We start from the raw sequence: 11138 nt of genomic DNA on the forward strand, positions 1-11138 counted from the left end.
GCGCAGCGCGACGGTGTCGCCCGCCTTCACTGCGCGCGAGGCCTTCGCCACGTCGCCGTTGACCTGCACGCGGTTCTTGCCGATTTCGTCGGCCGCCAGCGAGCGGGTCTTGTAGAAGCGCGCGGCCCACAGCCACTTGTCGATGCGCAGACGGTCCATGAAGGTCGGAAAAGAAAGGTCAGCCATTGTGGCGCGACAGCGGCAGCCGCACCACGGCGTCGAGCCCGATCACGGTACCGCCGGCGCCGGGCGCGGTGCGGTTGTCCAGGCTGATGCGCCCGCCCAGCGCGAGCACGATCTCGCGGCAGATCGCCAGGCCCAGGCCCGAGCCGCTGGAGGTGTTGCCCGCCGCGAACGGCGCGAACAGGCGCTGGCGCAGTTCGGTCGAAATGCCCGGGCCGTCGTCGCGCACGGTGAGCACGGCCTCGTCGCCTTCGGCGTGCACGCGCACCGAGAGCGGGGCGCCCAGGGGGCTGTGCTTGATGGCGTTGTGCAGCAGGTTGCGCGTGAGCTCCTGCAGCATCCACTGGTGCGCGCGCACCGTCACCGCGTCGTCGGCGGCCAGTTCGAAGTCGAGTGCCTTGTCGGCCACGAGCGGCGACAGATCGAGCGCGATGTGGCGCACCGCGTCGCCCAGGTCGAGCACGGCTGACTCGGGCTGCTGGCGCAGCTGCTCCACCTTCGCGAGCGACAGCATCTGGTTGGCCAGCGCGGTGGCGCGTTCGACGGTCTGGCTGATTTCAACCAGCGCCTGCTCGGGCGCGACGTCGCCCCGGCGTGCCGACTGCACCTGCGCCTTGAGCACCGCCAGCGGCGTGCGCAGCTGGTGGGCGCTGTCGCGCACGAAGCGCTTCTGGTGGTCGAGCAGGCGCTGCAGCCGGCCCATGACCTCGGTGGTGGCGTCGATGAGCGGGCGCAGCTCGGCGGGCGCGCCGGGCGCATCGATGGGCGACAGGTCGTCTTCCGGGCGCCGTTCGATGGCTTCGCCGAGTTCGCGCACCGGCCGCGTGGCGCGCTGCACGACGACCACGGTGACGAGCGCGATCACGCCCATCAGCAGCAGCTGGCGCCAGAGCATGTCGAGCAGCAGCTTGCGCACCAGGGTCTCGCGCAGCTCCAGCGTCTCGGCGACCTGCACCACGGCCATGCCGCGGCCGCGCGCGCTGGCGACCGGCTGCAGCATCACGGCGACGCGCACCGGCTGGCCGCGAAACTCCGCGTCGTAGAAATCGACCAGCGCTGCATAGGCGCCGCGGTCGGGGATGCGGCCGCGCCAGAACGGCAGTTCGGCAAAGCCCGAGACCATCTCGCCGTCGAGCGCCGACACGCGATAGAACAGGCGGCTGCGGTTGTCGGCCTCGAAGGCCTCGAGCGCGGAGTAGGGCACGATCGCGCGCAGCCGCGCCATGTCGTCGTAGCCTTCCACGTCGAGCTGCTCGCCGATGGTCTTGGCCGAGGCCAGCAGCGTGCGGTCGTAGGCCGTGGTGGCGGCGGCCAGGCTCTGTCGGTACAGGCTCACGCTGTTGATCACGACGAACACCGCCACCGGCACGAGGATGCCGAGCAGCAGACGTGCGCGCAGGGACGACATCATCTGCCGCATGCCTGCCGTCAACTCTCGGCCCGCAAGAGGTAGCCCAGGCCGCGCATCGTCATCAGCACCGTGCCCGTGCCGACCAGCTTCTTGCGCAGGCGGTACACGACCACCTCGATCGCTTCGTACTGCACGTTGGCTTCGCCCGGAAACACCAGTTCGAACAGGCGCTCCTTGGTGACGGCGTGGCCGGGCTTCATCATCAGTGCCTTGAGCAGGGCGAGCTCGCGCGGCGTGACCTCGAGCAGGTCGGCGCGGTGGTAGATGGCGCCGTTGTCGGGCTCGAAGCGCAGGCTGCCGACCTCCATCGGATTCATCGTTGCCGCGTCGGACCCGGCGCTCTGGCTGCGCCGGCGCAGCGCGCGGATGCGGGCCTCGAGCTCGTCCAGGTCGAAGGGCTTGGGCAGGTAGTCGTCCGCACCGGCGTTCAGGCCCATGATGCGGTCGCCCACCGTGCCGCGCGCGGTGAGCAGCAGCACCGGCGTGCGCAGGCCCTCGGCCCGCGCCTGCGCCAGCACCTGCAGGCCGTCGACGTTGGGCAGGCTCAGGTCGAGGGCGACCACGTCGGGCTCGATGGCGCGCCATTGCGTGAGGGCCTGTGCGCCGTCGCCGCAGATGCGCACGTCGATGTGCCGGCGCCCGAGCGTGCGCTGCAGGGTGAGTTGCATCGAGGGGTCGTCTTCGACGAGCAGCAGCTTCATACGGGGCGCAGGATCGGGAGGGGCGGAGGGGGAGCTTCTTCGGTGTTTTCCCCAGTCTGGTGGACAGCCAACTGACAGCGGGGCGGCGCATGATAGCGGCTCAGGTCCAAGTCAGGTTCCACCCGTTCCCAAGTTTTGAGGAGACACCAACGATGCGTCGCGATACCTTTTTGAAGTCCCTGGCCGCACTGGCCGCTGCCGGCGCCTTGCCGCTGTCGGCGCGCGCTGCCGCCAACGTCAAGATGATGATCCCCGCCAACCCGGGCGGCGGCTGGGACACCACCGGTCGCGCGCTGGGCAAGGCCCTGACCGATGCCAAGGCCGCCGACACCGTCGCCTACGACAACAAGGGCGGCGCCGCCGGTGCACTGGGCCTGGCCCAGTTCGTCAACGGCTCCAAGGGCGACGCCAACGCGCTGATGGTCATGGGCTCGGTCATGCTGGGCGGCATCATCACCGGCAAGCCGCCGGTCAACCTGTCGCAGGCCACGCCCATCGCGCGCCTGACCACCGAATACAACGTGTTCGTGCTGCCGTCGAACTCGCCGTTCAAGACCATGAAGGACGTGGTCGAGCAGCTCAAGAAGGACCCGGGCAGCGTCAAGTGGGGCGGCGGTTCGCGCGGCTCCACCGAGCACATCGCCGCAGCCATGATTGCCCAGAAGGTCGGCGCCGATCCGTCGAAGATCAACTACGTGGCCTTCCGCGGAGGCGGTGAAGCCACCGCCGCCATTCTGGGCGGCAACGTCACCATCGGCGGCAGCGGCTACAGCGAGTTCGCCGAGTACATCGCCGCCGGCAAGATGAAGGCCATCGCCGTCACCTCGGCCCAGCGCCTGCCGGGCATCAACGTGCCCACGCTGAAGGAGCAAGGCATCGACGTCGAAATCGGCAACTGGCGCGGCGTGTACGGCGCGCCCGGCATCTCGGCCGAGCAGCGCAAGGCCCTGACCGAGATGGTGCTGGCCGCGCTCAAGAGTGCCTCGTGGGCCGAATCGCTCAAGAAGAACGCCTGGACGCCGGCCGTGCTGTCGGGCGACGCCTTCGCCAAGTTCGTCGACGACGACTTCGCCGCCCTGCGCGCCATCATGGTCAAGTCCGGCATGGTCTGAGTTTGGTTCGCCCCCAGGCTGCGCGCACTTCGTGTCGCGCGCGCCAACCCCCTTCCGGGGGCAACACCAGCGGCCCGGCAAAGCCGGTTCCGCGGTGTTTCTGGAAGGGGCCTTCTTTCCCCTGACTGCGGGAGCAAAAAATGACAACTCCAGAATCCTCGGTCTCTCACGCTGCTGAGGCCACCTCCGGCGCGGCCCCCTGGCCGCAATACCTCGTCGGCGTCGGCGTGCTGCTGACCGGCGCTGCGCTGGCCTACGGCGCCATCGACATATCTTCCGAAGCCGGCTACGGCGGCGTCGGCCCCAACTTTCTCCCGTGGATGGTCTCGATCGTCCTGATGGTCTGCGGCGCGTGGATCACCTGGGAAGCGTTCAGTGGCGGCTTCCGCGAACTCGACGCACCGTCGGGTGCCGACAAGGGCTACTGGCCCGGCTTCGTCTGGGTGGCGGCGGGTCTGCTGCTCAATGCAGCGCTCATCACCAGCATCGGCTTCATCCTGAGCTGCACGCTGTGCTACCTGCTGGCTGTGCAAGGCCTGCGCCGCGCCGCCGGGCAGGCGAAGGTCAACGCGCCCGCCACCTGGGTCACCGACTTCCTGACCGGCCTGGCGATCTCGGCGCCGGTCTTCTGGATGTTCACCAAGTTCCTGGCCATCAGCCTGCCGGGTCTCACCAGCACCGGCTGGATCTGAGCGGAGCGACGTCATGGATATCTTCAACGCACTGATGACCGGCTTCGCGGCCGCGATCACCCCCATCAATCTGCTGTGGTGCCTCATCGGCTGTGCCCTGGGCACGGCCGTGGGCGTGCTGCCCGGCATCGGCCCCGCCGTGGCGGTGGCGATGCTGCTGCCGATCACCGGCAAGGTCGACATCACGGCCTCGATGATCTTCTTCTCGGGCATCTACTACGGCGCCATGTACGGCGGCTCGACCACCTCGATCCTGCTGAACACGCCCGGTGAAACCGCCAGCATGGTCACGGCGATGGAGGGCAACAAGATGGCCAAGAGCGGCCGCGCGGGCGCTGCGCTTGCCACCGCCGCCATCGGCTCCTTCGTGGCCGGCACCATTGCCACCGTGGTCGTCACGCTGTTCGCACCCTTCGTGGCCGACTACGCGGTGCGCCTCGCGGCGCCCGAGTACTTCCTGCTGATGCTGCTGGCCTTCACCACCGTGAGCGCGGTGCTTGGCAAGAGCACGCTGCGCGGCATGACGGCGCTGTTCGTCGGCCTGGCCATGGGCTGCGTGGGCCTGGACCAGATCACCGGCCAGGGCCGCTACACCGGCAACATGCCCGAGCTGCTCGACGGCATCGAGATCGTGCTGGTGGCGGTGGGCCTCTTCGCTGTGGCCGAGGTGCTGTACGCCGTGCTGTACGAAGGCCGTGTGGTCGAGGGCCAGAACACGCTGACCCGCGTGCACATGACCGCGCGCGACTGGAAGCGCTCGATTCCCGCGTGGCTGCGCGGTGCGGCCATCGGCACGCCCTTCGGCTGCATTCCGGCCGGCGGTACCGAGATTCCGACCTTCCTGAGCTACGCGACCGAGAAGAAGCTGGCCAAGGACAAGGATGCCAAGGCCGAGTTCGGCACCACTGGCGCCATCGAAGGCGTGGCCGGCCCCGAAGCGGCCAACAACGCCACCGTGACCGCCGCGCTGATCCCGCTGCTCACGCTGGGCATTCCCACGTCGAACACCACGGCCATCATGCTGGGCGCGTTCCAGAACTACGGCATCCAGCCGGGCCCGCAGCTCTTCACCACGTCGGCCGCACTGGTCTGGGCGCTCATCGCCTCGCTGTACATCGGTAACCTGATGCTGCTGGTGCTCAACCTGCCGATGGTCGGCCTGTGGGTCAAGCTGCTCAAGATCCCGAAGCCGCAGCTGTACGCCGGCATCCTGATCTTCGCGACCGTGGGTGCGTACGGCATGCGCCAGAACACCTTCGACCTGTTCCTGTTGTTCGGCATCGGCCTGCTCGGCGTGGTGATGCGGCGCTTCGACTTCCCGACCGCCCCCGTGGTGGTCGGCATGATCCTCGGCCCGCTCGCCGAAGCCAACCTGCGCAACGCCATCGCCATGGGGCAGGGCAGCCCGGTCGTGTTCTTCCAGCGCCCCGAGTCGATCGTCGTGATCGTCGTCATCGTCGCCGTGCTGGTGCTGCCGCGCCTGGCCAAGCGCATGAGCGAACGCAAGCTGAAGCGATTGGCGCAGCTGGACGCCTGACGCGACAGACAGCCCCTTTTTCTGATTCACATGCCGCGGGCGATTGGCGCCCGCGGCATTTTTTTTGGTCGCTCAGTTCAGCGCTGCGGTGCCTCGACCAGGTCGTCGTCGATGTGCGGATCGGCCGGCTGCCCGCGCAGCTTGCGCACGGTGCGCCGTATCCAGTGCTCGATGTCGTCCACGTAGGTGAACACCGCCGGCACCACCAGCAAACTCAGCACCGTGGAGGTGATGAGCCCGCCGATCACCGCCATCGCCATCGGGGAGCGGAAGCTCGAGTCGGCGGTGCCGAAGCCGACGGCAATCGGCAGCATGCCGGCGCCCATGGCGAGCGTGGTCATGATGATGGGCCGCGCGCGCTTGTGGCAGGCGTCGCGCAGCGCGTCCCAGCGGCTCATGCCGTGGTCGCGGCGCGCCACGATGGCGTACTCGACCAGCAGAATCGAGTTCTTCGTGGCAATGCCCATCAGCATGATCAGGCCGATCAGCGACGGCATCGACAGCGCCTTCTGCCCGATCAGCAAGCCCACGAAGGCGCCACCCAGTGCGAGCGGCAGCGCGCACAGGATGGTCACCGGGTGCAGGAAGTCCTTGAACAGCAGCACCAGCACGATGTAGATGCACAGCACGCCCGTGAGCATCGCCAGGCCGAAGCTGGCGAACAGCTCGGTCATCACTTCGGCGTCGCCCACCTCGGCGATGCGCACGCCGGGCGGCAGCTTCTGGATCGAGGGCAGGGCCTCGACGGCGGTCTTGGCGTCGCCCAGGCCCACGCCCGAGAGTTCGATCTCGAAGTTGACGTTGCGCGAGCGGTCGTAGCGGTCGATGACGGCCGGGCCGCCTTCCATCGTGAGCGAGGCCACCTGGCTCAGCATGACGGGGCCGCGCGCGCCCGGCACCGACAGGCGCCCGATCAGGTCGAGGTCTTGTCGCGCCGAGTCTTCGAGCTTCACCACGATCGGTACCTGCCGCTGCGCGAGGTTGAGCTTGGCCAGCGCCTGGTCGTAGTCGCCCAGCGTGGCCACGCGCAAGGTTTCGGCGATGGCCGAGCTGGTCACGCCGAGGTCGGCGGCGCGCGCGAAGTCGGGACGCACGGCGATCTCGGGGCGGATCAGGCTCGCGGTCGAGGTGATGTTGCCCAGGCCGGGAATGGTGCGCAGGTCTTTCTCGACCGCGCCCGCGGCAGCCGACAGCGCCGCCGGGTCTTCGCCCGTGAGCACCAGGATGTACTTCTCGCCCGAGCCGCCCAGGCCCACGGTGCTGCGCACACCGGGCAGGGTTTCGAGCGCGGTGCGGATCTCTTTCTCGATCAACTGCTTGCGCGGCCGGTCGCCGCGCGGGTCGAGCTGGATCGTCAGCGTGGCCTTGCGCGTCTCGGGCGTGCCGAAGTTCGCGAACGGGTCGCCGCCCGCGCTGCCGCCCGCCACCGTGGTGTAGACGCTCTTCACGTGATTGATCTGCATCACGCGGCGGCGCGTTTCCTCGGCCGCGGCCGTGGTCTGCGCCAGCGTGGAGCCCGGCGGCAGGGACAGGTAGACCTGCGTCTGCGAGTTGTCGTCGGCCGGAATGAAGCCGGTCTTGAGCAGCGGAATCATCGCCAGCGAGCCGAAGAAGAAGAGGGTGGCCATCACCATCGTCTTGAAGCGGTGGTGGGTGCTCCACTCCACGGCGCGCATGTACCAGCGCAGCCAGCCCGGCTCCTTCTCCTGCGTGAGGATGGGCTTCATGATGTAGGCCGCCATCATCGGCGTGAGCACCCGCGCCACCACCAGCGAGGCGAACACCGCGAGCGACGCGGTCCAGCCGAACTGCTTGAAGAACTTGCCGGCCACGCCGCTCATGAAGGCCGTGGGCAGGAACACCGCAATGAGCGTGAAGGTGGTGGCGATCACGGCCAGGCCGATTTCATCCGCCGCCTCCATGGCCGCCTGGTAGGGCGACTTGCCCATGCGCAGGTGGCGCACGATGTTCTCGACCTCCACGATGGCGTCGTCCACCAATATGCCGACCACCAGCGAGAGCGCGAGCAGCGAGATCACGTTGACCGAGAAGCCCAGCAGGTGCATGCCGATGAAGGCCGGAATCACCGACATCGGCAGCGCCACCGCCGAGACGAAGGTGGCGCGCCAGTCGCGCAGGAAGAGCCACACCACGATCACCGCGAGGATGGCGCCCTCGTACAGCAGGTGCAGCGAGCCGTCGTACTCTTCTTCCACCGGGTCGACGAAGTTGAAGGCCTCGGTCAGCTCGATGTCGGGGTGCTGCACGCGCAGGTCGGCCAGCGCTTTCTGAATGGCGCGGCCCACTTCCACCTCGCTGGCGCCGCGGCTGCGGGCCACCTCGAAGCCCACCACCGGCTTGCCGTTGAGCAGCGCGGCGGCGCGGGGTTCGGCGATGGTGTCGCTGATGCGCGCCACCTGGTCCAGGCGGATGCGGCGGCCGTCGCTCAGCGCGATCTGCATGTCGGCGAGCTGGTCGGCCGACTGCACGGTGGCCATGGTGCGCACCGGCTGTTCGCTGCCGCCCAGGTCGATGCGCCCGCCCGCGCTTTCGGTCTGCACCTGGCGCAGCTGGCGCGAGATGTCGGCGGCCGAGGCGCCCAGTGCCTGCAGCTTGCTCGGGTCGAGGTCGATGTGCACCTGGCGCGTGACGCCGCCCACGCGGTTCACCGCGCCCACGCCGGGCAGCGCGAGCAGCTTCTTGGTGATGTCGTTGTCGACGAACCAGCTCAGCGCCTCGCCGTCCATGCGCGACGACGCGATGGTGAAGGCCAGCACCGGCTGGGCCGCGAAGTCGAGCTTGGTGACGACCGGGTCGCGCACGTCGGCGGGCAGGTCGGCGCGCACCTTCTGCACGGCCGAGCGCACGTCGTCGACGGCTTCCTGCACGGGCTTCTCGAGGCGGAACTCCACGATCAGCGTGGCAGCACCGTCCTGCACCTTGGTCGTGATGTGCTTCAGGCCCTGGATGGTGGCGATGGAGTTCTCGAGCTTGCGCGCGACGTCGGTTTCGAGCTGCGAGGGCGCGGCGCCGGGCAGCGAGGTCGAGACGGTGACGGTCGGCAGGTCGATGTCCGGGAAGTTCTGCACCTTCATGGCGTTGAACGACAGCAGCCCCCCGAAGGTGAGCAGCACGAACAGCATCACCGCCGGAATGGGGTTGCGTATGGACCAGGCGGAAACGTTCATGGCGTGTCCTTTGTGCTTGCTTATTTAGGAGACGGGGCAGATGCCGCCGTCTTCGCTGGCGTCGCCGTGGGCGTGGCGTCCACCACGCGCACCAGGTCGCCGTCGTTGAGGAAGCCCGCGCCCTGCACCACGATCTGCACACCCTCGGGCAGTGCGCTGGTGATCTCCACGCGGTCCTTCAGGCGGCGGCCGGTCTGCACCTTCAGCTGCGCCACGCGGCCGTCGGGCAGCAGCGTGAAGACGTTGTTGAAGCCGTCGCGCGGCACGATCGCGCTTTGCGGCACGGTCGGCGCGGAACTGCGGCCCAGCTCGAAGTCGCCGCGCGCGAACATGCCGGCCTTCACGCCGGTGTTCTGCTGCACGTTGGGCAGGTCGACATAGACCAGCGCCGCGCGCGTCTGCGGATCGACCGTGGGCGCGATGCTGCGCACGGTGCCCTTCACCTGCGCGCCGCTGGCGCTGACCACGAAGGCCGGCGTGCCCACGGCGATGCGGCCCAGCTCGGCCGAGGTGACTTCGGCGCGCCATTCGAGCCGGCCCTGGCGGATCAGTCGGAACAGCTCGGTGCCGGCGGCCACCACGCTGCCGACCGTGGCGGTGCGCGCGGAGATCACGCCGTCGTCCGGCGCCAGCACCTGCGTGTTGCGACCGCGCACCTGCTGGGCGGCCAGCACGGCCTCGGCCGCTTCGGCGCGCGCCTTGGCGGTCTGTTCGGTGGTCTGGTACTGGTTGATCTGCTGCTGGCTCAGCGCGCCCGTGGCCTGCAGCGTGCGGGCGCGCGCGGCGTTGCCGGCGGCATCGGCGGCCGAGGCGCGGGCCTCGGCCAGCGAGGCGCGGGCCTGTGCGATGTCGGCCTGCACCGTCTCGGGCGAGAACACCGCGAGCACCTGGCCCTTCTTCACGGTGTCGCCGACGTTGACGCGCACCTCGGCCAGCTTCAGGCCGTTCGACTCGGAACCGATCACGGCCTCCTGCCAGGCCGCCACGTTGCCGTTGGCGGCCAGCGTGACGGTCAGCTCGGTGGCCTCGGGTTTGGCGACCGAGACGGTCAAGGCCGGCCGCTGGGCGGGGCCTTTTGCCGCAGGCGCAGCCTTGTCGTCGGCCGGCTTGCGGGTGAGCCACAGGCCTGCGGCAACGACGACGATCAGCGCCAGCAGCGCGATGACAAGGGTGGAACGCTTCATTGTTTTCATGGCGACGTCGCGACCTTGGCGGTCGGGGTAGAGGTCATTGGGGACGATGCTTCGGCGGGACGGCTCCAGCCGCCGCCCATCGAGCGGTACAGCGAAACCCAGGCTTCGGTGCTCTCGCGCTGCAGCGAGACGCGCGCGGTCTGCGCGGCGAACAGCGTGCGCCGCGAATCTTCGAGTTCGAACAGGCTGGCCAGGCCGCTGCTGAAGCGGGCCTGGGTGGCGTCGAACGAGGCCTGGTAGTTCTTCACGGCGCTGTCGGCGTCGGTGCTGCGCGCCGTGGTGGCGTCGAGGTTCACCAGTGCTTCTTCCACCTCGCGCACCGCCTGGCGCACGCTGGCGCGGTAGAGCGACACGGCCTCGGTGTAGCGCGCCTTGGCGGCCTCGGAGTTGGCCACGCGCGCGCCGCCGTCGAGCAGCGGCACGGTGAGCGAGAGCGGCCCGACCGTCCAGGTGTCGAGCGATTCGCGGAAACCGCTGGTGCGGATCTGCATGCGGCCGATCGAGCCCGAGAGCGTGAGCTTGGGGTATCGCTCGGCCTCGGCCGAACCCACCTCGGCGCTGGCCGAGGCCACGCCGAGTTCGGCCGCGTACACGTCGGGCCGCTGCGACAGCGCCTGCGCCGGCACGCTGGCGATGGCACCGACCACCGGCAGCGCACGCTGCGTCGGCGAGGCCGCGAGCTTCTGCACGAGCGTGGGTTCGTCGAGGCCGCTGAGCGCCACCAGCGCCTTGCGCTGCACCGCGCACAGGGCACGCTGTTGCGTGAGGCGGCCGGAGGCGTCGGAGGCGCTGGCACGCGCCAGCGCAGCATCGGCCGGTGCGGTAAAGCCGGCGCGCGCCGACAGGTCGGTGAGCCGCGCCGTTTCGCCGCGCGATTTCGCATCCGATTCGGACACGGTCAATTGCAGCTGGCAGGCGCGCTCGGCGAAGTAAGCATTGGCCGTTTCAGCCGCCACGGCGACGCGGGCGTCGTGCCACTTGGCGGTGGCGCTGTCGAGCTTCTGCTGGGCCGCGTCGCGGTCGGCGCGCAGGCGGCCGAACAGGTCGATCTCCCACTTCGATTGCAGGCCGGCCTGCAGCGTGGTGACCGGCGCGATGGCGGTGCTGCTGCTGCTGCTGCT

At 69.2% G+C, this 11138-nt stretch carries 9 protein-coding genes; 3 read left to right on the top strand and 6 right to left on the bottom strand.

Annotation, left to right across the window (positions count from 1 at the left end):
- The 3 genes from AAG801_RS35930 to AAG801_RS35940 form a co-directional block, all read right to left on the bottom strand.
- Positions 1 to 159 (bottom strand): S4 domain-containing protein (locus AAG801_RS35930; protein ID WP_341892725.1); only part of this gene is annotated, 159 nt, incomplete at its 3' end.
- A gap of 19 nt (positions 160 to 178) precedes the next feature.
- Positions 179 to 1603 carry a sensor histidine kinase gene (locus AAG801_RS35935; protein WP_341892718.1) on the bottom strand — a complete coding sequence of 475 codons (1425 nt, stop codon included), beginning with the start codon at positions 1601 to 1603 and terminating at the stop codon, positions 179 to 181.
- 8 nt (positions 1604 to 1611) lie between these two features.
- Entirely contained in the window at positions 1612 to 2295 is a 684-nt protein-coding gene (locus AAG801_RS35940; RefSeq protein ID WP_341892719.1) for a response regulator transcription factor, read from the bottom strand.
- Positions 2296 to 2447: 152 nt separating this feature from the next.
- Between AAG801_RS35940 and AAG801_RS35945 the strand changes: the two genes are divergently transcribed.
- From AAG801_RS35945 to AAG801_RS35955, 3 genes are all read left to right on the top strand, one after another.
- Complete coding sequence (locus tag AAG801_RS35945) at positions 2448 to 3407, top strand: tripartite tricarboxylate transporter substrate-binding protein (RefSeq protein ID WP_341892720.1); 960 nt, start codon at positions 2448 to 2450, stop codon at positions 3405 to 3407.
- A 140-nt stretch (positions 3408 to 3547) separates the two neighbouring features.
- On the top strand, positions 3548 to 4099 hold the full coding sequence (locus tag AAG801_RS35950) for a tripartite tricarboxylate transporter TctB family protein (RefSeq protein WP_101492905.1): 552 nt from the start codon (positions 3548 to 3550) through the stop codon (positions 4097 to 4099).
- Positions 4100 to 4112: 13 nt separating this feature from the next.
- A complete protein-coding gene (locus AAG801_RS35955; RefSeq protein WP_341892721.1) occupies positions 4113 to 5636 on the top strand; it encodes a tripartite tricarboxylate transporter permease in 1524 nt (507 codons plus the stop codon).
- Between the two features lie 77 nt (positions 5637 to 5713).
- Here the strand turns inward: AAG801_RS35955 and AAG801_RS35960 are convergent, their stop codons facing one another.
- The 3 genes from AAG801_RS35960 to AAG801_RS35970 all read right to left on the bottom strand — a co-directional run.
- A complete protein-coding gene (locus AAG801_RS35960; protein ID WP_341892722.1) occupies positions 5714 to 8824 on the bottom strand; it encodes an efflux RND transporter permease subunit in 3111 nt (1036 codons plus the stop codon).
- 20 nt (positions 8825 to 8844) lie between these two features.
- Positions 8845 to 10017, bottom strand: coding sequence for an efflux RND transporter periplasmic adaptor subunit (locus tag AAG801_RS35965; RefSeq protein ID WP_341892723.1), 1173 nt, complete (start codon positions 10015 to 10017; stop codon positions 8845 to 8847).
- Positions 10014 to 11138: efflux transporter outer membrane subunit (locus AAG801_RS35970; protein WP_341892724.1), on the bottom strand; the 1125-nt coding region annotated here is incomplete at its 5' end. The genes AAG801_RS35970 and AAG801_RS35965, both read right to left, overlap by 4 nt.

Source organism: Variovorax sp. YR752, assembly GCF_943372545.1.

Bases quoted from the DNA above. Each gene is read 5' to 3' on its own strand.
- AAG801_RS35935 (WP_341892718.1), bottom strand. From the start codon at position 1,603: ATGCGGCAGATGATGTCGTCCCTGCGCGCACGTCTGCTGCTCGGCATC.
- AAG801_RS35940 (WP_341892719.1), bottom strand. From the start codon at position 2,295: ATGAAGCTGCTGCTCGTCGAAGACGACCCCTCGATGCAACTCACCCTG.
- AAG801_RS35945 (WP_341892720.1), top strand. From the start codon at position 2,448: ATGCGTCGCGATACCTTTTTGAAGTCCCTGGCCGCACTGGCCGCTGCC.
- AAG801_RS35950 (WP_101492905.1), top strand. From the start codon at position 3,548: ATGACAACTCCAGAATCCTCGGTCTCTCACGCTGCTGAGGCCACCTCC.
- AAG801_RS35955 (WP_341892721.1), top strand. From the start codon at position 4,113: ATGGATATCTTCAACGCACTGATGACCGGCTTCGCGGCCGCGATCACC.
- AAG801_RS35960 (WP_341892722.1), bottom strand. From the start codon at position 8,824: ATGAACGTTTCCGCCTGGTCCATACGCAACCCCATTCCGGCGGTGATG.
- AAG801_RS35965 (WP_341892723.1), bottom strand. From the start codon at position 10,017: ATGAAAACAATGAAGCGTTCCACCCTTGTCATCGCGCTGCTGGCGCTG.